Origin of the sequence: Coleofasciculus sp. B1-GNL1-01 (assembly GCF_040220235.1) — a bacterium.
Classification (GTDB): domain Bacteria; phylum Cyanobacteriota; class Cyanobacteriia; order Cyanobacteriales; family Coleofasciculaceae; genus Coleofasciculus.
The window spans coordinates 1-22,714 of sequence record NZ_JAVJTO010000149.1 but is presented as its reverse complement, the minus strand read 5'-3'; the positions used below and the strand labels follow the sequence as shown (position 1 = coordinate 22,714).

Genomic DNA, 22,714 nt, shown 5'->3' with positions numbered 1-22,714 from the left:
TTTGTAGGGTGCGTTAGCGATAGCGTAACGCACCTGTACCCCCATCATTGGTGTGTCTGCTTTGTTAACGTACCCGACGGGTTCTCATGGTTGGTTTGGTGCGTTACTTCGTTAACGCACCCTACGGGTTCTGATGGTTGGTTCGGTGCGTTATTTTGTTAACGTACCCGACGGGTTCTGATGGTTGGTTTGGTGCGTTATTTTGTTAACATACCCGACGGGTTCTGGTAATTGGTTTGGTGCGTTATTTTGTTAACGTACCCGACGAGTTCTCATGGTTGGTTTGGTGCGTTACTTCGTTAACGCACCCTACGGATTCTGGTAATTGATTTGGTGTGTTACTTTGTTAACGTACTCGACGAGTTTTGATAGTTGGTTCGGTGCGTTACGCTGTCGCTAACGCACCCTACGGGTTCTACAAACTATGACCACGCTTGAGCAATTACAGGCAATTCTTAACCGAGTCGCTACCCATTCCCATACTGAAGCCGATATTATCGCGCTGCGGGATGCGGTGATTGTTCGCGGTGACCAGATTGTGGCGCAAGAAGGGGATCACAATATTAATATCGGTCACATTGGTCAAGCTGGGGATATTCAAATTAATCCTACCTATTACGGTGCTGATGCCGAGACGATTAAGGCAATCTTACAAGAGATAGTATCAGAGCGTCAGCCTCAACCCACAGGTATTCCCCAGAATCTGCCCCTCAGTGGGGTGGTTCAGTTTGTGGGACGAGAATCCGCCCTGGCTACGCTACATCAACAGTTACAGGATAATCAGCAAGTTGCTATTTCTGCGGTGGCGGGGATGGGAGGTGTGGGGAAAACCGAGTTGGCGCTGCAATATGCTAGGCGCTATTCCCATAATCGTACAGACGTGACCGTATCAAACCTAACCCCCCAGCCCCCTTCCCTGCAAGGGAAGGGGGAGAATTCAAAGCCTTCTCAAGAGCAGGAGAGAGGTTTGGAGAGAGGTTTTCCAGATTCCGTTTACCTGGGTGGCGTGTGCTGGTTGAATGGGCGAGGTGTGGATTTGGGGATTCAGATAGTCCAATTTGCCAGGGCGTATTTACCCTTATCCATTCCAGAGGGGTTAGAGTTACCACTTCAGGTGGCGTACTGCTGGCGAAATTGGCTACCGCCGGGACCGGTGCTGATTATTATTGATGATGTCACCGATTATCAGCAAGTGCGGCAGTATCTGCCCCCGGATGCTTCTCGGTTTAAGGTACTCATCACGACACGGTTAGACTTGGGGGCGTCGATTCGCCAGTTACCCCTGGATGTTCTGAAACCCAGAGCAGCATTGGCGTTGTTAGAATCGCTGATTGGACGAGAACGGCTGCAATCCGAACCCTGGGAAGGGCGAAAACTCTGTCGCTGGTTGGGATATCTGCCCTTGGGTTTGGAGTTGGTGGGGCGATATTTGCGGCGAAAACCGGATTTATCGTTACAGGAAATGTTATCTCGGTTGCAGGCGAAACGGTTGGAACAGTTAGCGCTGAAAAAGCCGAAGTCAGAGGCTGATATGACGGCGCAATTGGGGGTAAGAGATGCGTTTGAGTTGAGTTGGCAAGAATTAGATGAGTCAGCGCGGGAGTTGGGGATAGGGTTAAGTTTATTTGCGGCGACGCCAATTCCCTGGCGATTGGTGGAGGCGTGTTTTACAGAGATGGATGAGGAGGAGTTGGAGGAAATTAGGGATTATGGGTTGGTGAATCTGCATTTAGTGCAGCGTCAAGGGAAGGAGTTGTATCAATTACATCCCCTGATTCGGGAATTTTTGATTAGTAAGCGGGAAGCGTCAGGGATAGCGGAGGAGTTGAAGCGGGATTTTTGTCGGGTGATGGTAGGGGAAGCCAGGAAAATTCCAGAGACGCCGACATTGGCAGAGATTAAAGCAGTCAATCCGGTGATTCCTCATATTGCAGAAGCAGCGAGGAGTCAACAAGACTGGTTGACGGATGATGATTTAATTGTGCCTTTTGTTGGATTAGGTCGTTTTTACAAAGGTCAAGGACTCTATAATCAAGCTGAACCTTGGTGTAAGGATTGTCTATCTGTTACTGTCCAACGTTTGGGAGAAAATCATCCCAATGTTGCTACTAGCTTGAATGATTTAGCACAACTCTACCTTTTTCAAGGATGCTACGAGGAAGCTGAACCTCTTTATCTAGATGCTTTAGCACTGAGAAAACGTCGGCTGGGAGACAATCATCCCTATGTTGCTAATAGCCTGAATAATTTAGCCGGACTCTACAAATCTCAAGGACGCTACCAGGAAGCTGAACCGCTTTATCTAAAGGCTTTAGCGCTGTACAAACGTCGGCTGGGAGAAAATCATCCCGATGTTGCTACTAGCCTGAATAATTTAGCAGGACTCTACAATGATCAAGGACGCTACCAGGAAGCTGAACCTCTTTATCTAGAGGCTTTAGCACTGAGAAAATGTCTGCTGGGAGAAAGTCATCCCAATGTTGCTACTAGCTTGAATGATTTAGCACAACTATACCTTTTTCAAGGACGCTACGAGGAAGCTGAACCTTTTTATCTAGAGAGTTTAGCACTATTCAAACGCCTGCTGGGAGAAAATCATCCCTATGTTGCTACTAGCCTGAATAATTTAGCCGGACTCTACGAATCTCAAGGACGCTACCAGGAAGCTGAACCTGTTTATTTAGAGGCTTTAGTGCTGAGAAAACGACTGCTGGGAGACAATCATCCCCATGTTGCTATTAGTCTGAATGATTTAGCAGAACTCTACTATTATCAAGGACGCTACCAGGAAGCAGAACCTCTTTATCTAGACGCTTTAGCCCTGAGAAAACGTCTGCTGGGAGACAATCATCCCAATGTTGCTGCTAGCTTGAATAATTTAGCAAAACTCTACCATTATCAAGGACGTTACCAGGAAGCAGAACCTCTTTATCTAGAGGCTTTAGCACTGACAAAACGCCTGCTGGGAGAAAATCATCCCGATGTTGCTACTAGCCTGAGTGGTTTAGCAGAACTCTACCGTTCTCAAGGACGCTACGAGGAAGCTGAACCTGTTTATCTAGAGGCTTTAGCGCTGTACAAACGCCTGCTGGGAGACAATCATCCCAATGTTGCTACTAGCTTGAATAATTTAGCAAAACTCTACTCTTCTCAAGGACGCTACGAGGAAGCTGAACCTGTTTATCTAGAGGCTTTAGCGCTGTACAAACGTCTGCTGCGAGAAAATCATCCCCATGTTGCTATTAGCCTGAATAATTTAGCAGGACTCTACTCTTCTCAAGGACGCTACGAGGAAGCTGAACCGCTTTATCTAGAAACTTTAGCCCTGTGCAAACGCCTGCTGGGAGAAAATCATCCCCATGTTGCTGCTAGCTTGAATAATTTAGCACAACTCTACTCTTCTCAAGGACGCTACGAGGAAGCTGAACCTCTTTATCTAGAGGCTTTAGCGCGGTACAAACGCCTGCTGGGAGACAATCATCTCTATGTTGCTACTAGCCTGAGTTGTTTAGCACAACTCTACAAATCTCAAGGACGCTACGAGGAAGCTGAACCTCTTTATCTAGATGCTTTAGCACTGAGAAAACACCTGCTAGGAGAAAGTCATCCTGATGTTGCGACTAGCCTGAATAATTTAGCACAACTCTACAAATTTCAAGGACGCTACCAGGAAGCTGAACCTCTTTATCTAGACACCTTAAAACTGAGAAAACGCCTGCTGGGAGACAATCATTCCGATGTTGCGACTAGCCTGAATAATTTAGCAGAATTATACCGTTTTCAAGGACGCTACCAGGAAGCTGAACCTCTTTATCTAGAGGCTTTAGCGCGGTACAAACGCCTGCTGGGAGACAATCATCTCTATGTTGCTACTAGCCTGAGTTGTTTAGCACAACTCTACAAATCTCAAGGACGCTACGAAGAAGCTGAACCTCTTTATCTAGATGCTTTAGCACTGAGAAAACACCTACTAGGAGAAAGTCATCCTGATGTTGCTACTAGCCTGAATAATTTAGCAGAACTCTACAAATCTCAAGGACGCTACCAGGAAGCTGAACCTCTTTATCTAGACACCTTAAAACTGAGAAAACGCCTGCTGGGAGAAAGTCATTCCGATGTTGCTACCAGCCTGCATAATTTAGCATTACTCTACGATTCTCAAGGACGCTACGAGGAAGCTGAACCTCTTTATCTAGACGCTTTAGCGCTGTACAAACGCCTGCTGGGAGACAATCATCTCTATGTTGCTACTAGCCTGAGTTGTTTAGCACAACTCTACAAATCTCAAGGACGCTACGAAGAAGCTGAACCTCTTTATCTAGATGCTTTAGTACTGAGAAAACACCTGCTAGGAGAAAGTCATCCTGATGTTGCGACTAGCCTGAATAATTTAGCAGAACTCTACAAATCTCAAGGACGCTACCAGGAAGCTGAACCTCTTTATCTAGACACCTTAAAACTGAAAAAACGCCTGCTGGGAGAAAATCATCCTGATGTTGCTACTAGCCTGAATAATTTAGCAGAATTATACCGTTTTCAAGGACGCTACGAGGAAGCTGAACCTTTTTATCTAGAAGCCTTAGCACTGTACAAACGCCTGCTGGGAGCAAGTCATCCCTCTGTCGCTACTAGCCTAAATAATTTAGCATTACTCTACAAATCTCAAGGACGCTACCAGGAAGCTGAACCGCTTTTTCTAGACGCCTTAGCACTGTACAAACGTTTGCTAGGAGACAATCATCCCTATGTTGTTACTAGCCTAAATAATTTAGCATTACTCTACAAATCTCAAGGACGCTACCAGGAAACGGAACCGCTTTATCTAGAGGCTTTAGCACTGAGAAAACACCTGCTAGGAGACAATCATGCCGATGTCGCACAAAGCCTAGATAATTTAGCAGGACTCTACTTTTTTCAAGGACGCTACCAGGAAGCTGAACCGCTTTATCTAGACGCTTTAGCCATTGCCGATCGCACGTTAGGCTCTAATCATCCCAATACTATTCTTTACCGTAATAATCTGCAACTCCTGCATTATAGATTACGCCATTCTCCCTGATGGCGTTGATAGGAGTGACTGGCAAGACTTACGCAGTACATCATATATGGTGGCAATGGTGCGTTACGCTACGCTAACGCACCCTACAGTTACAGATAGAAGCTTTGCGTAAATTCTAGGATAAGCGTTTCAAGATTTATCACTCAAGCACTCCCTCCCTAACCTCCTCTGACAGGCTAATCAATTCTCTCACTCCTCGCTGAAGTCCAAATTCTGTGAACTAACCCTCTCGTTCCAGGGTTTTTGCTCAGGTTGGCTGAGTCTGACACTCATCAACCAAGCTTTGACACTCATCAACGAAGCTTTGAGCCTGATTAACCAAGCTTGGATACTCGTCCACGAGTCTTTATGTGTGGGTAGCGAGTCTTTGATTCTCGTCAATGAGTCTTTGATATTTGTTAGCGAGTATTTGAGTGTGGTTAACAAGTAATTATGTGTGGTCAAAGAGTTTCTATGTGTCGTCAGCGAGTGATTATGTGTGGTTAACGAGTATTTGAGTGTGGTCAATAAGTTTCTATGTGTCGTCAGCGAGTGATTATGTGTGGTGGGCGAGTTATGGGATGACTTAACCTGTATGAAGGTGCATCAATTGTTAACTAAATCTGAGCATTTTCATCTCGATATCCTGAGTGTTGTGGATTTCATCATGAATCTCGGTGTGACTATCTTCAGGAATCAGTTGATCGGGAGAGGTTCCAGAGGTATTCTGGTCAGGAGTAGAGTGAAAAGACATGACGCGATCGCTCATCGCTAAAGCCACCTCTGGAATCACCCAGATGGTTGGTTCGGTGCGTTACTTCGTTAACGCACCCTACAGGTTCTACTGACTAAAGTCCGCGTCGGCTGACTTTGTTTGGTGTGGTTCCGCGATTTTAATCGCCGTGATCAAAGGGGGTTACTATCTTCAGGAATCAGTTGATCGGGAGAGGTTCCAGAGGTATTCTGGTCAGGAGTAGAGAGCAAAGACGTGACGCGATCGCTCATCGCTAAAGCCACCTCTGGAATCACCCAGATGGTTGGTTCGGTGCATTACTTCGTTAACGCACCCTACAGGTTCTACGAGTTGTGCTGTAGTGCGATCGCACGTTTCTATTCCAGTCCAACACCCTTGCTTCGTTATCATAAAATAATACAATGTTCGCCCGGTGATAGTACGTCTATGACCCAAGTTCCCCTTCTCACTCCACCTTCCACCGATCAACGTATTGTGTATTCCAGCATTACCTGGGAACAATTTAAGCTAATTCAGGCTGGTTTTGCCAACTCTCCGGGTATTCGACTGGCTTACTATAACAGCACTATTGAAATTATTATGCCGGGACGCGAACATGAAATGTTTAGTCGGCTCATTGGCTTTTTAATTGGGTTATTTTGCCTAGAAAACGCCATTGAATTTGAACCCACGGGTTCCATGACTCAAGAGCGAGAGGGAGTCGTTTCTGCTCAAGCCGATGAATCTTACTGTTTTGGTTCATCCAAATCCATTCCTGATCTGGTTATCGAAGTTGTAGTCACCAGTGGTGACACTAGCAAACTGAAGCGATATCAGGCATTAGGAGTGCCAGAAGTCTGGTTTTGGCAAGACGGTTTATTCAGCCTCTATCGCCTACGAGATAATCATTACGACAAAATTATCCGCAGCGAAATTCCCGAACTGGCAACACTGAGTATTGACCTGCTCACCCGTTGCGTGTTGATGGCTCAGACTTCTCGGTTGGAGGCAGCGAAAAAGTTTCGCAACGCCCTTAAATCGCCATCGGCTTGAATAATGAGATCCCCGACTTCTTGAAGAAGTCAGGGATAAGCTGTTCGGCATTTAAACCTTAATGTCAATAATGACGAAATCCTTGTAGTGCGTTTAGCGAAGCCATGCCGCAGGCTTTGCATCTTGCTCGCTACTAATACCCAATTTAAATGCATGACAGTTCGTAGGGTGCGTTAGCGACAGCGTAACGCACCTTTAACCTCATCATTATCATTGGTGTGTCTGGGTAAGCCTTGACTTCGTTAAAGTACCCGACGAGTTCTGATGGTTGGTTCGGTGCGTTACTTCGTTAACGCACCCTACAGGTTCTACTGACAACAATCATCTATCCAGAAACCGTAGGGGCGCACCGACATGCGCCCAATTTATTGAATTGAGTCAAAGACAAGATGAAATGCAATCGAGATAGAATTCATCGCCCTGGTGAATTACGCGATCGCGCAACCTGTATAAAATATCAAGTTAAAAATTGCCGCACCCCTTGGAGATAAACATCCGGGGCTTCCAACATCGGGAAATGAGCCGTATCGGGAATTTCCCAATACTCCACCTTCTCACTCAACGCGGCTGCCCGTTGTCCCAAAACAGATGGAATAATCTGATCATATTCCCCCGCCACTAATAGCGTCGGTACAGTTAACTGGGCAAATTCCGATGGCATTACCTCCGCCGCATACTTACTCACCGACGTTAACATCGTCCCCAAGGCGGCATCATAATCCGCCATGATAAAATCTTCCAAAAATTCCCGACTTATGGTTCCCGGTAGGGGACGATGTAAAAATCGCGCCATAAACAACGCCCCAGCAAAGGGAATGTTCAGAAACCAGCGGGGGCGGTACTTTACCACATAACCGCCAAACTTATGAAACGCGGCAAAGGATTTTTCCTCATATTCAAAAATACCGCTACAAGTTAAAATTGCCCGTTCCACTTGATCCGGATAGCGGTTGAGGAACATTGTCGCCACCGACGCACCCAGGGAATGAGCATTAATATAGACGCGCTTGAGGGCGAGCATCTCTAACAGTATCGCCAAATCTTCGGCATAGTCCTCCATTTCATAGAGTAACCCAACCGATTCTGAAGGCAGACGCGATCGCCCAAATCCGCGCAAATCGTAAAGCAAACAATTAAACTGATCCGACAGCGCTTCAGCCGTACTTTGCCAATATCGAGCCGAACCGCCCCAACCATGAATGAACACCATCACAGGCTTATCATCCAACGGCTGGGACGTAGCAATCCACTCGTAGTAATGATCAACGCCGCGAACGTTAACTAGAGGCATTCTTGATTCGTTTTGATACCACCACTAATAAAAGTTTATGCCGATTCTGGCTTCGGTAGGGATGACGGATGCAGCAGCAGTTCGGCTGTCGAACGTTTCTCTACCATTTCCCGCGTAATCGTACAGCGAGTCACATCCTTGCGTGAGGGTAATTCATACATCACCTCTAGCATCAACTCTTCCACAATACCCCGCAGCGCTCGCGCTCCTGTTTTCCGCCGATAAGCTTCCTGGGCAATAGCTCGCAGCGAGTCTTCGGTAAACCCAAGCTGCACATTGTCCATCTTCAACAACTTCTGATATTGCTTCACCAAAGCATTGCGCGGCTGGGTCAAAATCGCGATCAGAGCGTCTTCATCCAAGGGATCAACCACCGCCGCGATGGGGATACGACCGATAAATTCCGGAATCATCCCGAACTTCACCAAGTCATCGGGTTCTAAATGTCGCAGTAAATCCGCCGCCCGTTTTTCTTTAGATTGACCTTCTCCCGGCTGAATAAAGCCGATTGAGCGCTTACCAAAACGCTGTTCAATCACCTTCTCTAAACCGACAAAGGCACCACCACAAATGAATAATATATTGCCTGTATCAATCTGAATGCAGTCTTGATAGGGATGCTTGCGTCCGCCCTGAGGTGGCACATTGGCAACGGTTCCCTCAAGCATTTTCAGTAACGCTTGCTGAACCCCTTCCCCAGAAACATCCCGCGTAATCGAAGGATTTTCGCTCTTACGGGCAATTTTATCAATTTCATCGATATAAATAATTCCCCGTTGCGCTTCTTCAACATCCAAATCTGCTACCTGCAACAGCCGCAGTAAGATGTTCTCAACATCTTCACCCACATAACCCGCTTCCGTCAGCGTTGTCGCATCGGCAACGGCAAAGGGGACATCCAGTACAGCCGCTAAGGTTTGCGCCAGTAAGGTTTTACCACAACCTGTGGGTCCCAAGAGCAAAATATTCGACTTTTGCAGTTCCACCGCATCATCTGCTCCAGCTTTGCCCTTTGCCTTGGCTTCAAGAAAACTTAGGCGCTTATAGTGGTTATAAACAGCCACGGACAGAACTTTTTTCGCATCGTCCTGACCGATGACATGTTCGTCAAGATAGTTTTTCAGTTCCCGAGGTTTAGGAATCTGATTCAGTGACAAACCGGATGCCCGAGTGCGACGTTTTTGTGGGGGTTCCGAGCGGGGGACTTGCTGGGGAGCCGGAGCGCTGGAATCAAGCAACTCCTCATCTAAAATTTCGTTACATAAATCTACACATTCGTCGCAAATGTAGACTCCCGGTCCCGCAATTAGCTTGCGAACCTGCTCTTGAGACTTGCCACAAAATGAACATTTTAGATGGGAGTCGTATTTAGACATAAGGAGCCTCTTACTTAATAGAAGTGACGGTGGCTTCGCTCTTGAGATTTTCTCGCGAGATAACTTGGTCTACTAAACCATACTCTTTGGCTTCCGCTGCTGACAGAAAAAAGTCGCGCTCAGTATCCGTGGCGATTCTTTCATAAGGTTGACCCGTATGATACGCCATTAGCTCATTGAGCTGATTTTTATGATATAAAATTTCCTTGGCTTGGATTTCGATGTCAACGGCTTGTCCTTGGGCACCGCCTAGGGGTTGACTCATCATAATCCGGGCATTGGGCAGGGACATGCGTTTTCCAGGGGTTCCCCCGGTTAGTAGAATCACGCCCATATCCGTCGCCGCACCAAAACAGATGGTGACAATATCGGGGCGAATCTGTTGCATCGTGTCGTAGATCGCCATTCCCGCAATCACTCCCCCAAGTCCAAGAATCGGTCCACCGGGGGAGTGAATGTAAAGCTGGATATCCTTGGTGGGATCTTCGGCTTCTAAATACAAAAGCTGGGCAATGATCGAGTCAGCCACTACATCATTGATTCTTGTTCCCAGAAAAACAATCCGCTCCCGCAGCAGCCGCGAGTAGATATCAAACGCCCGTTCCCCTACGCCAGACTGTTCAACCACCATCGGGACGATGTTGCTTGAATTTGAATGACTATTTGTACTAACAGAGTAAATTTCCGGGGAACTCCAGCTTGTAAATGAGTAGTCAGGGAACTGGGATTGCAGCATAGAACAAGGATTAAAGTATTTGTGTCAACAAGTGAATGGTTTTCCCGGCAGGTTTGAACACAGATGTTCTCCGGAAGCCTTGGGCGGGAGTTACCCACGTTAACTTCTAGTTACCATTATGCCTTAGCAACATCAATAAGTGCTGAAGATGGCGATTAAATCTTTTGCCCAAGACTGATCGCTCCTGCTTGTTCTGGGTTAACTCCCCAACCCCTAAGTTTATTCGCTCGCTGCCGTTTGCTCAGAAGCATCAGGGGTGGGTGATGGTTCCTCGCTTTCCTGATCAGCCGTGGCTTCAGGTTGAGCGGCGGTCTCTTCACTTGCCTCAGAGCCAGTTTCCGGTGTATCCGTTGTTTCTTCGGTCTCTAGTGAGCCTTCCGGAACCAGTTCAATGGTAGCGTGTTCTTCCAACCATTGAATCGCTTTCTCTTTGAGCAAATCCGACTTGACGAACTCCCGTAAGCGTTGTGGATCGACATCTTGCCCTGCCAATTGTTTCATCACTTCCTGACATTTGGCATCCATCTGTTCATCATCCACAGTCAGGGATTCCCGTTTCGCCAGTTCCTCAAGGGCAAGGGATTGGCGCAGGCGGGCGATCGCATCAGGGCGGGAACGCTGACGCAGTTGGGGCATCATTTCTGCTGTGAATACTTTCTGCAGATCCATCCCATAGTTTTCCATCTGGATCGCCGTCTGGGTTAAGATCGTCTGAACTTCCCGCTCAATCATGGTTTCGGGTAGGTCAATCTCAACTTGTGCCACCAGCGCTTCGATCAGAGCGTTTTCCTTATTCGTTTTGGTTTCTTGCTCGGCTTTTTCGGCAAATTGTTTGGCTAAGGATTCGCGCAACTCGGTTATAGTTTCCTCTTCGCTAATGTCTTGGGCGAAGTCGTCATCGAGTTCCGGTAACTCTTTTTCCTTGAGTTCTTTGAGGGTAAGGGTAAAGACAGCACTCTGGTTGGCTAAATCCTCTCGCGGATAATCCTCCGGAAATGTCACCGGAATCTCTTTGGTTTCCCCCGGTGTCATCCCCACAATTCCTTGAACAATGTCAGCCAGAAATCGTCCTTCTTCGAGTTCTAGCTGAAAGTCAGTCGCCTCACCGCCAGAAATATCAACGGCTTCCTCTCCCTCAGGTGTCAAACGACCTTTATAATCCACAACCGTCACATCACCCATTTGAGCGGGGCGCGATTCAACGGGAATCAGCGTGGCGTGCTGAACCTGACGTTCTGCTAAGAAATTATCCACCGCGTCAGGATCGGGTTTTACTTCTTCAGCTTGAACACTGAGATTCCCGTAGTCTCCCAAATTGATGTCTGGTGGTACATCCACCGATGCCGAGAAGGTTAACGGTTGTCCCGGCTGGAACTGACTCAGTAGTTCTTCAAAGGTGGAAACTAGCTGGTAGTTGCCCAGTGCCTCAATGGTTTCTTGGCTTAGGGCGTCCCGTAAACTGTTTTGTACCAAATCTTCCAGCGCCGCTTCTTTGATCCGTCCAGGACCCAGACGCTGGAGCAAAATTTGACGCGGCACCTTTCCCTTGCGAAACCCAGGAATGTTGGCAGAGCGGGCAAGATTTTGCACGACCTTCTCGTAGACCTTCTTGGTCGTTTCGGCAGGAATTTCAATTTCCAGACCGAGTTGGCTCTTGGGGAGTTTTTCCTGAGTAACTTTCATTGACGCTTGTTTTGGAGACAACTGAATTTTAGCTCTTTCGGGGGGATGCATCACGCTCACTCAACAGTAGAGCGTGAGATGAATGACGAATGATTCAACAGCTTTGTGATCATCGAGTTCTTTTAGAGGGTAATGCAAACCCCTCATGATATGCTAGTCTGACAACGAGTTATTTTGAGTTCTAGTCATTGTTTCAGGGTATAAAAGAGACATAGATTGAGTCGGTCGGGCGGGGTTTCCGTATCTGATGATAGTACATTCAGAGCGTCTACAGCAGCGAATCTACCCCTAAACCAGCTAGGCTAGGCAAAAGGTTTCCACTGTCGAAGCCAGGAGAACTTGGACTGCCTGTTCCAGCAGACGTAGCCAGCTACCTCTTGAAGTCGGGATATGAATTGAGCTGCCTACTCATCAACTCCGAACGAGAACTGTTATCGTTAATTTGTCCCGTTAAGGGCAAGCCAACGGTAATATCTCAGTCAATTGGCGCAAACCTAGGTCTGTCCTGTTATCACAAGACAAGAATCACATTTATTCAAATCGTATGGATTTTGTCAAAATATAGATTACATATTTCCCTTAAATAATGTTTTAACCTTAAGAAAATTTAATTGTTTTTTTGGCTACGTTAAGTCACTGTCCACAGAATCGATGTGTTAAAAAATTGGAGGTAGATCGTTTGTCTAGTCAAGTTCGCGTTGCTATACTGGGCGCAACGGGTGCAGTCGGCGCCGAGTTACTGGAATTATTAGAAAGCCGTAACTTTCCCCTTACCCATTTAAAGCTTTTAGCCTCACCTCGTTCGGCGGGACGGACTCTCCAGTTTCGAGGCGAATCCCTACTGGTGGAAGCCGTGGGGGAGGACTCGTTTAAAGAGGTTGATTTGGTTTTAGCCTCGGCTGGGGGGTCAACATCCAAAGCCTGGGCATCTAAAGCCGTTGAGCAGGGAGCTGTGGTGGTTGACAATTCCAGTGCTTTTCGTATGAATCCTGACGTCCCCCTGGTTATTCCTGAGGTTAATCCGGAAGCGGCGGCGAAGCATAAAGGAATTATCGCCAATCCCAACTGCACGACAATATTAATGGCAGTAGCCGTTTGGCCCCTGCATCAGGTGCAACCTGTCCAACGGATTATCGTCGCTACCTATCAATCAGCTAGCGGTGCAGGTAGACGGGCGATGGAAGAACTTAAAGCCCAAGCTCAAGCCATTTTGCAGGAGCAAACGCCACCCACGGAAAGCTTTCCCTACCCCTTGGCGTTTAACCTATTCCCGCACAATTCTCCCTTGAATGATCAGGGATATTGTGAGGAAGAGATGAAAATGGTCAACGAAACTCGTAAAATTTTCGATGATTCCCAGATTCGTATCAGCGCCACTTGTGTTCGAGTTCCTGTGCTGAGAGCTCATTCAGAAGCGATTAACCTAGAGTTTGCTCAACCGATGTCTGTCGCCACAGCTAAGGAACTACTTGCCAATGCACCAGGAGTGCGACTGGTGGAAGATTGGCAGGCGAACTATTTCCCGATGCCAATAGATGCTACGGGTAAGGACGATGTTCTGGTGGGGCGAATTCGACAAGACGTGTCTCATCCCTGTGGATTAGAGATTTGGTTGAGTGGTGACCAAATTCGCAAAGGGGCAGCGTTGAATGCTGTACAAATTGCCGAGTTGTTGGTGGAACGAAATTGGTTAAAGCCAGCAACAGCAATGATGGCTCATTAATTTGTCATTGGTCTGATGTTCTTTGTTCTATCCTGTGGCAAAGCTGTTGTGTGTCTATTGTCGTTAGTTCAGAGTTGATTTTAGCTCTATTCCTAATGACTAATAACCAATGACCAATGACCAATGACTAACGACCAAATAGGAGTGAAAGAAGGGTGGTCAATTTTGGACGTGTATTAACGGCAATGATTACGCCGTTTAAAGAAGACGGCAGTGTGAATTATCAGGTTGCTGAGAAATTAGCGGCTCATTTAGTGGAACAGGGTACCGATACCGTCGTCGTCTGTGGTACAACGGGTGAATCCCCGACATTGACATGGGAGGAAGAGTCTCAGTTATTTCAGGTCGTGCAAAAAGCGGTGGCGGGGAAAGCCAAGGTCATCGCTGGCACAGGGTCAAATTCCACCCAAGAAGCGATCGCAGCCACCCAAAAAGTCGCTAAACTGGGGGTAGATGGTTCATTACAGGTGGTTCCCTATTACAATAAACCTCCCCAAGAGGGACTTTATAATCATTTCCAGGCAGTTGCCAAATCTAGTCCTGACTTGCCTGTAATGCTCTACAATGTACCGGGTCGCACGGGTCAAAACCTCCAGCCGGAAACCGTTGCCCGTTTAGCGGAAATTCCCAATATTGTAGCGATTAAAGAGGCGAGTGGTAGCTTCGAGCAAGGCAGTCAAGTACGGCGTCTGACGCCACCGGATTTTGCTATTTACTCAGGAGAAGATTCCTTTACCTTAGCCTTATTAGCACTAGGGGCAAGTGGAGTCGTCAGTGTTTCCTCCCATCTTGTTGGTCTAGAACTTCGGCAGATGATCCAGGCTTTCCAAGCGGGTCAAACTGACCTAGCCAGAGACATTCACTTAAAGCTTTTTCCGTTATTTAAAGTCTTGTTTTGTACTGCCAATCCTATTCCACTCAAAGCCGCATTAAAACTTCAAGGATGGGACGTTGGTTCACCCCGCCCACCATTAAGTGATCTGCCGATGGAATTGGAACAACAAGTCAAGACGGTTCTCCAAGACCTTTCTTTACTTTAAATGGTCATCAATGTTGTTGATGTAGATGTATAGGAGAGTTAAATTTCCCGTAAAATGAATACAACGAAACATTTATCTATGAACTACTCTTGATTTTTGGGCTAAAGTAGCCTATTGTCTGCTCCTTGCCCATTCAGGTGCTAGAGAGATAATTTACCGATAATTCCATAGTTTTTATCGATAAACTCTAGACACCAACTCAGTTTTTTAATAAAACTTGTGAGTCAAGTTGAATTAATGACAGCAGGCATTGAGCCAAGGATACCATGTTGAATGGTACCCTCTTGTTCTTTCTGGTCTGGATTTTTATAGCCGTTCTCAATGATGGATCACATCTTATGTTTTTTCTTTCCGATAGGTTCACTTATAATTCAAATAAGAAAAGCTACCATTTCTGACAAAATTGAGTTAGCCTAGATTAAATAAGATAAGTTTATTGCCTAAAATTTATTTCCTAAGAAATTGGCAATTTTCAACTCAAGTTTAAGGTTGTAATTAATGAGTAATAGAACTCTCAAAGGAGGCAAATTGACTAGCAAAAAATCTTCACCCGCTCTAAAAATAATTCCCTTGGGTGGGCTGCATGAAATCGGCAAAAATACCTGCATTTTCGAGTTCAACGACGAGATTATTCTCTTAGATGCAGGATTAGGATTTCCTAATGATGAAATGCACGGGGTTAATATCGTTCTACCCGATATGACCTATTTGCGGGAAAATCGCCATAAAATCAAGGGTATGATTGTCACCCATGGTCACGAAGATCATATTGGTGGCATTCCCTATCACCTGAAGCAATTTGATATTCCCGTCATTCACGGACCTAGATTGGCAATGGCGCTGCTGAAAGGCAAACTGGAGGAAGCTGGAGTTAGCGATCGCACTAAGTTAAATTCCGTGAGTCCTCGCGACATGGTGCGGATTGGCTCGTCCTTTATGGTCGAATATATTCGCAACACTCACTCCATTGCCGATAGTTTTACCGTCGCGATTCACACACCCATTGGCGTCGTTGTCCACACCGGAGACTTCAAAGTCGATCATACCCCGGTCGATGGTGAATACTTTGATTTTCAACGATTAGCCGAACATGGCGAAAAAGGCGTCCTTTGTCTTCTCAGCGATTCCACCAACGCCGAAGTTCCCGGACATACCCCTTCTGAAGCGTCCGTTTATCCGAATCTGGATCGTATTTTCTCCCAAGCACCGGGACGAATACTGGTCACCACATTCGCCTCATCAGTTCATCGAGTGCAACTCATCTTAGATCTGGCACAAAAACAAAACCGAGTGGTGTCTGTTGTCGGGCGTTCGATGCTGAATGTGATTGCCCAAGCTCGTAATCTGGGGTATATAAAATGTCCCGATAGCTTATTCGAGCCACTCCACGCCGCCAATAGTTTACCCCCAGAAAAAGTATTAATTCTTACCACTGGGTCTCAAGGTGAACCTTTAGCGGCTCTCACCCGGATTTCCAAAGGGGAACACCGGAAACTGAAAATTCAAGAGGGTGACACGGTAGTCTTCTCCGCGAACCCCATTCCCGGAAATACGATCGCGGTTGTCAATACCATCGATCGCCTGATGATGCAAGGAGCAAACGTTATCTATGGACGCCATCAAGGAATTCACGTTTCCGGTCATGGCGCTCAAGAAGATCATAAATTAATGCTCGCCTTAACCCGACCTAAGTTTTTCATGCCCGTTCACGGGGAACATCGGATGCTGATCCAACATGGCAAAATGGCGCAAAAGATGGGTATCCCGGCGGAAAATATGGTAATTACCAATAACGGGGATATGGTGGAATTAACCGAAGATAGCATTAGTATTGTCGGTCAAGTTCCCTCCGGTATTGAGTTAGTGGATCGCTCCGGTATCGTGCATCATGAAGTTCTCAAAGAACGTCAGCAGTTAGCGGGAGACGGTGTAGTGACTGTCGCCGCCGCCGTAAGTTGGGAGGGTAAACTCCTCGCCCAACCCGAAATTCACCTGCGGGGTGTCGTGGCTAGTGTGGAGAAATCCCTACTCCAGCAGTTAGTAATTAAGCGGATTGAGCGCACATTGAGTGAGCAGTGGACAGACTTTGCCAAGTCATTGGATGGCAAAAAACAACCAGAAGTTGACTGGACAGGATTGCAACAGAAAATTGAGGGGGATTTAGAACGGTTAACGCGCCGCGAACTGCAAAGCCGTCCTCTAGTGGTATTCTTACTACAAAATCCAGAGGAAGCACCTGTGAAACGGGTAGGGCGTCGTCGCCAGCGTACAGCGGCTAAGGCGGCTTCTTAGATTATTCCGGCTGTAGTTACGTAGCATGCTACGTCTCTACAATGTAAATAGGATTCCATCAAATCTTATTGGGTTGGTATTTTGTAGGTTGGGAAAACGCAATGAAACCCAACTTATTATTTTTAGAGCAATCAAACGATAAACATAAGTACCTGTTCCATTTCTGTTGTTCCAGGTAAATCTCGCATAGCTTCCTGGCTGGACGATGACTTGACCTGAATCCGTGTAAATTCGCTGATTTAAAACATTGCCTAAACTCAAGCTAACTTCGGGAGCATCCCAATTTTGCACGTTAGCTCTTTTGGAAGGAATGAAACGGATTAACTTTCTGGACTTACCAATCTAACTTTGCTTTGGCTCGACGACAACGAAATAACGGATGTGAGTCCTCTATTCGGACTTACCAATCTAACTTTGCTTTACCTCAACGACAACGAAATAAAAGATGTCAGTTCTTTAACAGGACTAACGAATCTGACTGAGCTTAACCTCAGCGACAACAAAATAAAAGATGTCAGCTCTTTGGCAGGACTTTCAAATTTGGTGTGGCTTAACCTTGAAGGTAATCCCATCACACAGCCAACTTGCCCAGTTAGTCCCCCAGATGTTTGCGATTGAGAGAGAGTGCGATCTGAGGTTTACTGTATCAATTGGGAGTAGAGGGAGCCGATGAAGATGAACTCTATTTAGCAATGGATTGGCTCTGTTCAAGCAAAATCCGGAAACTGGTTAACCAGTCGTACATTCAACTGTTTCTATTTGACGAAAAAGCAAGAGCCTTGCATTGCCTGCGAGGACTAGAGGTAACCTGACCTGACCCCATGGAGCGGATACCGATGAATCGCCGATACCAGAGCCATCCCAAGGATTTTGCGATCGCTTCCTAATATATCAGTTAACTTAATCACCTTAATGAGTTATCCTTATAAGTGCTGTCACGGACACCGCTACTGCGAGTGAACTGAACTTCAGTTAGATTACGGATGCCCCCAAGTTCAGCCTCTGGCAACATGAAAATCAGTACTCTAGCTTTAATAATGAAGATAAATCGACAATTATCAGCTTTTTTATCAATCGTCCTGGCGTATTGACTGACAACCCAGTCACGCCTCATAAATACTCCTTTTAAGATGCGCTGCTCATTGATTAGAGTAGCCTATAGAACCCAGTTTTCTTAATATCTGGGGGATCACCAACAGAACCGAGACACCTTGAATCCACTCGCTTTTGTTCGTAGAGAAGTTTACAGAACGTGCAAAATTCACGCTGAAACTTCACTAAACCTTTACGGACATTCATCCGGTATAAATGCCAGAGTAGTTGTAGGTGGATAACAAGTGGTTTAGTTGATTTGTTGCTAGCACAGGAACGATTTATGAGTGTATCTGATTTTACAACAAAGACCCCAATTCTTACGAAATGGTTTTGGATAGAGCCAAAGCAGCCGTCCTCAACCCCAACCCAACCTCCCCAACCGAAAAAACGGTTTGATTTGCTCAAACCGATTAAACAGTGGATTGATGGAATTGAAGTCCATAATCCGCAACTGGCACACTTGATCTGCCATCTGATCCCCGCCCAATGTCCCTTCGAGCGCGATATTAAACTCTTTGGGCATACCCTGTTTCACATTCCGCCTCTGTGTAAGCTGAATCCCTTCTATGACGAAGTGGTAGGGTTACGCTTCCGGGCGCTGTGCTATTTAGCCGATGAATGTGGTGAAGATATTTCCGCTTACTGCTAAAATTCCAAGACTGGGAATTTTAATGTTAGCTGCGGAATCCTTGATCACACAGCATGGCAATCATTGCTCTGAAAGCCTGGTATCTCCAGGACTACGAACCAATTAGAGAACTGGAGAAACGCCCTCACGATTTGCGGTTAAGCAAAAACAGCTTGCTCAAATCAGGGTTAAGGGCTGACTTCTTAGACGATAGTCAGGATGTCAAACAATCGGAATGGTTTGGACGCTACCTGGATGGGGAAACAGTAGAGTTTTACATCGAAGGGAGTGGTGGCTACGCCATTTCTAATATTGATTTGATCTCCCACGAGATTTACTTCACCAAGCAAGAGGTGATGGCGCAACTTGAGCCAATTATCTTTTTGAGTTATCAAAATGAATGCTCTCGTGCCAGTGAAGCGCTACGGGATAGTCTCAATGACACCCTAGAAAGCTTTAATCAGCGATCGCGTCTCCCCCTCGCTTTAGAACAGTCTCGTCGCCCTGCGGGTGAACCAATGCGCCTCAGCAGTACCCAGATGCGTCGCATCCGCAAGAGTTTGCTATTTGTCGCTGATGGTACCGCGATCGCGAAAGTAGACCGAGAACAGACCCCTCTAGTGATCCCCAATCCCCAAGTTTGTGTCGAAATCGGTTACGCCCTCACCAGTAAGCGCCGAGAACAAATTTTGCTGGTACAGATGGAACGCCAAGACTTACCGGGACAGTTTCCCTTTGAGGTTCCTCAGCATCAGCAGTTATTATTTCGCCAACCTGAGGATTTACAAAAGACCTTGCCTGTGGTAATGGAAACATTACTGCAACGGTTTAATCTGTTGATGTGATTTATCCCTCATCGTCACAGATAATGATTGGGATGGACTGAGGAGAAAATTTCATGCCTAGAACTCCAGACGAGTTTGCCGTTCACATTCTTATGGCTGGTGGTCACCGGGAAGAGGTGCGTTTTACCACGATTCAAGAGTTTCAGAAATGGTACAGTAGCGAACTTATGCCCAAAGCGACCTCGAATGACTTTATCAGCGTCCCGATTAAAAATATTCAGGGCGAATATATGGTGGTACGCCCCTCCAGCGTTTTAGCGATTCGGGTGGAACCCATCTTCGGGGGTAGCGTCGAGCGCTTTTAGAATGAAGTCTTTGTCATTGGTCATTGGTACACCATCCAATGACTAATGATTAATCATAGAACGTCACAGTTTGGACAAGCATGAGAAAACAACTCACGAGTCTCTCCCTGAGTTTAGGGATATTGTTGTTTGGTGGCAGCAGTTTGGCTGTTCCCGATGTTCCTCTAGAGCCAATAAACCCTGATACGGAAGCGGTGACACTGGATTCCCTCGGCTTCGATGAGCAACTCTGGGGGACTCCTGAACAACCTGGGGATCGCCAAGCTTTACTCAAATCAATTGACCATAGCCTGCGCTATCTGGCGACGCCGACAGCCGCCGCCGTCTACCAAAACTATCCCATCCCAGGGATAACCCTGGAACGAGTGCGCCGTTCCCTGGTGCGATTTCGTCAACTTCTGCTCACCTCCAATTCCCCGGCGGAACTGCAAGCGGCGGTGAATCGCGAGTTTGAGGTTTATCAGTCGGTGGGACATGATGATCAGGGATCGGTTTTGTTTACGGGGTACTTTGAACCGATTTATCCTGCGAGTCGTACCCCTAGCGCTGAGTATCGCTATCCCCTTTACCGTTTACCGACAAACTTTAATAACTGGAAAACGCCTCACCCGACTCGTGCTGATTTAGAAGGTGTTGATGGGTTTGGTGAAAATAGTCCTCTGTATGGGTTAGAACTCGTCTGGTTGCGCGATCGCCTCCAGGCATTTTTGATTCATGTTCAGGGTTCTGCCCGGTTGCAATTGCCTGATGGGAGTGTGATGACGGTTGGGTATGCGGGGAAGACGGATTACCCCTATACCAGTGTGGGGCGAGAATTGGTCAAAGATGGCAAGTTGCCTCTGGAAGGGTTAACCTTACCCGTGTTAATTGATTATTTCCGTCAATTTCCCAGTGAACTGGATCAGTATTTACCTCGGAATCAAAGTTTTGTCTTCTTCCGGGAAACCAATGGCGCACCTGCTACCGGAAGTCTGGGAGTGCCTGTGACAGCCGAACGATCGATTGCTACGGATAAATCCTTAATGCCTCCCGGCGCATTGGCGTTGATTCAAACTCGGATTCCCTATCCTAATACCCAAGGGCAACTTGAGTCCCGTTGGGTGAGTCGCTATGTTCTGGATCAAGATACGGGAAGTGCGATTAAAGGACCCGGACGAGTGGATATATTTATGGGGACAGGCGTTTTGGCAGGCGATCGCGCTGGCGTCATTGGTGGGAATGGAAACCTGTATTATTTATTGTTGAAAGATTCCAGGTGATTATCCAAAGGTAGCCGCCGCTAAATCAATGTCCATATCTTCGGGTAGTTGAATCACTTGACAGGTTATTGCCCATTGCCCATTGCCCATTGCCCATTGCCTATTGCCTATTCCCTCTCCCCACCACAAGACTTATTCAGCAGTCCCTAACTACCAAGGATTGCCGACTAGGGTAAACGCACTCCAATAATACGGATGAGTTAAATTAATATCACCTTGGTTCCGTAGTTCCTCTGGTAAGTCTACTCTCGCCGATGGCGTAACTAATTCATCTCCTTCTAATTCCACCTCTCCCCGCATCATTGCGACTTGTGCTTGTCGCAAGGCTTCAGCTTTAATCGGGGCTTGTTTTAACTGTTGGTAAAACGTGGTCATTAGTCCTAATGTCCCGGTATCACTCACATACCAAAGACTGCCTAACGCCGATTTTACCCCAGCTTGTACCGCTAATCCAGTAAATCCTAATTCCGCTTGTTCATCCCCTAACGCTGAACGACAGGCACTTAAAACCATCAGTTCGACTGGAGGATTATCTAACTGTAACTCCTGTAATTTGTCTAGAGTTAATCGGGTATTCCAAAACTGAATATAGGAATTACTGGCTTTTCCTGGTTTAAACTCCCCATGGGTGGCTAAATGCAAGATACCAAAGGGTTGGTCAGCACGGGCTTGTTTGAGATTTTCTAGAGTAAAAGTTTGATTCAGAAAAGACTGACCTGACCACAATTGGTTAGTAATAATCGATAACTCTTTTGGGACAGCCGGTAAAGGAGCTTGTTCCTCAAACTGAGAGGCACCCATGGCTAAGATAGTAGCATTTCGGATATCCACATAACGGGTATCGGTGAGGCTAAAACTTGGCATTAAACCAACACTATAGTTCTCGATAATAAATTGGCTTCCGTCATAGAGTGTAGCAATAGGGAGAGAACGTAAGCCACTATCCATGACGAAACTGAGATTATTAATTTGTTGGGCTTGTAATTCCGTTTCAATGGGAGAAACTAACCAATCATAGAGTTGTTGTGCCGACTCTTTATAAGGACGCGGAATGCGAACATCGGTAACAGCGCGACGTAATTGTTGTACTTGTTGCATCACTTTGTCCCGTGTTGCACCAGGAACAGGACGGCGAATGATGTCTCCAGAGGCAGTAACCAGGACAAGTTCCAGTTGGTCACTGGGTTGAGGATTGGGGTTACTGGACAGTTGTTGGCGTTGAGGAGTGGACGGGTTAAACTGCCAGAGAATTTCGGTTTTATCTTTAGGATTGGGTTTTTCGGGAGTGGGGGTTTGGGATTTAAAGAAGGCGTAAATTAGGGCAGGTTTTATGCCCGTTTGTTGTTCAATTTGACTCAGCGTCGTTTGCACTTGTTCAGGCGTAGCCGTTTGGGTATTACTAATCCCTAGATAGCTTTCATACGCATTAGTGAAATTGCCTTCTTGTTGAGTCAGTTCAGCTTCAGCGGTTGGGGTGGTTTTGACATTCTGCGCTCTGAAGAGACGCAGATTCTCGCATCAGATTCGGCAGAGAAACCTTTGTCCGAATTCCGAATGGGCATTATCAAGATGCCTCTACTTGCTCAAACCTGCTATTTTTCAATACAGGCATTGCAG

General features: G+C 46.5%; 18 protein-coding genes. 11 read left to right on the top strand and 7 right to left on the bottom strand.

The genetic code is table 11. The features are described 5' to 3' along the window. The first annotated feature begins 424 nt into the window (after positions 1–424). Together RID53_RS33140 and RID53_RS33135 are read left to right on the top strand one after the other, a co-directional pair. A complete protein-coding gene (locus RID53_RS33140; protein WP_446392143.1) occupies positions 425–5,059 on the top strand; it encodes a tetratricopeptide repeat protein in 4,635 nt (1,544 codons plus the stop codon). A gap of 283 nt (positions 5,060–5,342) precedes the next feature. Further along, positions 5,343–5,489 carry a hypothetical protein gene (locus RID53_RS33135; RefSeq protein WP_446392142.1) on the top strand — a complete coding sequence of 49 codons (147 nt, stop codon included), beginning with the start codon at positions 5,343–5,345 and terminating at the stop codon, positions 5,487–5,489. A gap of 162 nt (positions 5,490–5,651) precedes the next feature. Here the strand turns inward: RID53_RS33135 and RID53_RS33130 are convergent, their stop codons facing one another. Both RID53_RS33130 and RID53_RS33125 read right to left on the bottom strand, forming a co-directional pair. After that, a complete protein-coding gene (locus RID53_RS33130; RefSeq protein ID WP_446392141.1) occupies positions 5,652–5,831 on the bottom strand; it encodes a hypothetical protein in 180 nt (59 codons plus the stop codon). Between the two features lie 174 nt (positions 5,832–6,005). Next, positions 6,006–6,182 carry a hypothetical protein gene (locus RID53_RS33125; RefSeq protein WP_446392140.1) on the bottom strand — a complete coding sequence of 59 codons (177 nt, stop codon included), beginning with the start codon at positions 6,180–6,182 and terminating at the stop codon, positions 6,006–6,008. Positions 6,183–6,218: 36 nt separating this feature from the next. Here RID53_RS33125 and RID53_RS33120 point away from each other — a divergent pair, with 36 nt between their 5' ends. After that, the gene (locus tag RID53_RS33120) at positions 6,219–6,824 is read left to right on the top strand and encodes a Uma2 family endonuclease (protein WP_446392139.1); all 606 of its coding nucleotides are present in this window, start codon (positions 6,219–6,221) and stop codon (positions 6,822–6,824) included. Between the two features lie 457 nt (positions 6,825–7,281). On the opposite strand, the gene RID53_RS33115 is transcribed toward RID53_RS33120, so the two are convergent. The 4 genes from RID53_RS33115 to tig form a co-directional block, all read right to left on the bottom strand. Continuing rightward, positions 7,282–8,115 carry an alpha/beta fold hydrolase gene (locus RID53_RS33115; RefSeq protein WP_446392138.1) on the bottom strand — a complete coding sequence of 278 codons (834 nt, stop codon included), beginning with the start codon at positions 8,113–8,115 and terminating at the stop codon, positions 7,282–7,284. A gap of 35 nt (positions 8,116–8,150) precedes the next feature. Continuing rightward, a complete protein-coding gene (gene clpX / locus RID53_RS33110; RefSeq protein ID WP_446392137.1) occupies positions 8,151–9,491 on the bottom strand; it encodes an ATP-dependent protease ATP-binding subunit ClpX in 1,341 nt (446 codons plus the stop codon). Positions 9,492–9,501: 10 nt separating this feature from the next. Further along, positions 9,502–10,227: an ATP-dependent Clp endopeptidase proteolytic subunit ClpP gene (gene clpP / locus RID53_RS33105; RefSeq protein WP_446379731.1), complete on the bottom strand. Its 726-nt coding sequence runs from the start codon at positions 10,225–10,227 to the stop codon at positions 9,502–9,504. Positions 10,228–10,446: 219 nt separating this feature from the next. Next, entirely contained in the window at positions 10,447–11,910 is a 1,464-nt protein-coding gene (tig, locus tag RID53_RS33100; RefSeq protein WP_446392136.1) for a trigger factor, read from the bottom strand. 679 nt (positions 11,911–12,589) lie between these two features. Here tig and RID53_RS33095 point away from each other — a divergent pair. The 8 genes from RID53_RS33095 to mltA all read left to right on the top strand — a co-directional run bounded on the left by RID53_RS33095 (position 12,590) and on the right by mltA (position 21,097). Further along, complete coding sequence (locus RID53_RS33095; RefSeq protein WP_446392135.1) at positions 12,590–13,633, top strand: aspartate-semialdehyde dehydrogenase; 1,044 nt, start codon at positions 12,590–12,592, stop codon at positions 13,631–13,633. Positions 13,634–13,788: 155 nt separating this feature from the next. Beyond that, entirely contained in the window at positions 13,789–14,673 is an 885-nt protein-coding gene (dapA, locus tag RID53_RS33090; RefSeq protein WP_446392134.1) for a 4-hydroxy-tetrahydrodipicolinate synthase, read from the top strand. 498 nt (positions 14,674–15,171) lie between these two features. Beyond that, positions 15,172–16,965: a ribonuclease J gene (locus RID53_RS33085; RefSeq protein ID WP_446392133.1), complete on the top strand. Its 1,794-nt coding sequence runs from the start codon at positions 15,172–15,174 to the stop codon at positions 16,963–16,965. 348 nt (positions 16,966–17,313) lie between these two features. Next, the gene (locus RID53_RS33080) at positions 17,314–17,583 is read left to right on the top strand and encodes a leucine-rich repeat domain-containing protein (protein WP_446392132.1); all 270 of its coding nucleotides are present in this window, start codon (positions 17,314–17,316) and stop codon (positions 17,581–17,583) included. 757 nt (positions 17,584–18,340) lie between these two features. After that, positions 18,341–18,709, top strand: a complete 369-nt coding sequence (locus tag RID53_RS33075) for a Mo-dependent nitrogenase C-terminal domain-containing protein (protein WP_446392131.1) — start codon at positions 18,341–18,343, stop codon at positions 18,707–18,709. Between the two features lie 53 nt (positions 18,710–18,762). Further along, the gene (locus tag RID53_RS33070) at positions 18,763–19,533 is read left to right on the top strand and encodes a hypothetical protein (protein WP_446392130.1); all 771 of its coding nucleotides are present in this window, start codon (positions 18,763–18,765) and stop codon (positions 19,531–19,533) included. A gap of 53 nt (positions 19,534–19,586) precedes the next feature. Beyond that, a complete protein-coding gene (locus tag RID53_RS33065) occupies positions 19,587–19,838 on the top strand; it encodes a hypothetical protein (protein ID WP_446392129.1) in 252 nt (83 codons plus the stop codon). A gap of 80 nt (positions 19,839–19,918) precedes the next feature. Further along, positions 19,919–21,097 carry a murein transglycosylase A gene (gene mltA, locus RID53_RS33060; protein WP_446392128.1) on the top strand — a complete coding sequence of 393 codons (1,179 nt, stop codon included), beginning with the start codon at positions 19,919–19,921 and terminating at the stop codon, positions 21,095–21,097. 150 nt (positions 21,098–21,247) lie between these two features. On the opposite strand, the gene RID53_RS33055 is transcribed toward mltA, so the two are convergent. Beyond that, a complete protein-coding gene (locus tag RID53_RS33055; RefSeq protein WP_446392127.1) occupies positions 21,248–22,468 on the bottom strand; it encodes a CHAT domain-containing protein in 1,221 nt (406 codons plus the stop codon). Positions 22,469–22,714: the final 246 nt, after the last annotated feature.

Excerpts from the sequence above, each read along its gene's own strand:
- RID53_RS33140 (WP_446392143.1), top strand. The coding sequence starts at position 425 with ATGACCACGCTTGAGCAATTACAGGCAATTCTTAACCGAGTCGCTACC.
- RID53_RS33125 (WP_446392140.1), bottom strand. The coding sequence starts at position 6,182 with ATGATAACGAAGCAAGGGTGTTGGACTGGAATAGAAACGTGCGATCGC.
- RID53_RS33120 (WP_446392139.1), top strand. The coding sequence starts at position 6,219 with ATGACCCAAGTTCCCCTTCTCACTCCACCTTCCACCGATCAACGTATT.
- RID53_RS33115 (WP_446392138.1), bottom strand. The coding sequence starts at position 8,115 with ATGCCTCTAGTTAACGTTCGCGGCGTTGATCATTACTACGAGTGGATT.
- clpX (WP_446392137.1), bottom strand. The coding sequence starts at position 9,491 with ATGTCTAAATACGACTCCCATCTAAAATGTTCATTTTGTGGCAAGTCT.
- clpP (WP_446379731.1), bottom strand. The coding sequence starts at position 10,227 with ATGCTGCAATCCCAGTTCCCTGACTACTCATTTACAAGCTGGAGTTCC.
- tig (WP_446392136.1), bottom strand. The coding sequence starts at position 11,910 with ATGAAAGTTACTCAGGAAAAACTCCCCAAGAGCCAACTCGGTCTGGAA.
- RID53_RS33085 (WP_446392133.1), top strand. The coding sequence starts at position 15,172 with ATGAGTAATAGAACTCTCAAAGGAGGCAAATTGACTAGCAAAAAATCT.
- RID53_RS33075 (WP_446392131.1), top strand. The coding sequence starts at position 18,341 with ATGAGTGTATCTGATTTTACAACAAAGACCCCAATTCTTACGAAATGG.
- RID53_RS33070 (WP_446392130.1), top strand. The coding sequence starts at position 18,763 with ATGGCAATCATTGCTCTGAAAGCCTGGTATCTCCAGGACTACGAACCA.
- RID53_RS33065 (WP_446392129.1), top strand. The coding sequence starts at position 19,587 with ATGCCTAGAACTCCAGACGAGTTTGCCGTTCACATTCTTATGGCTGGT.
- mltA (WP_446392128.1), top strand. The coding sequence starts at position 19,919 with ATGAGAAAACAACTCACGAGTCTCTCCCTGAGTTTAGGGATATTGTTG.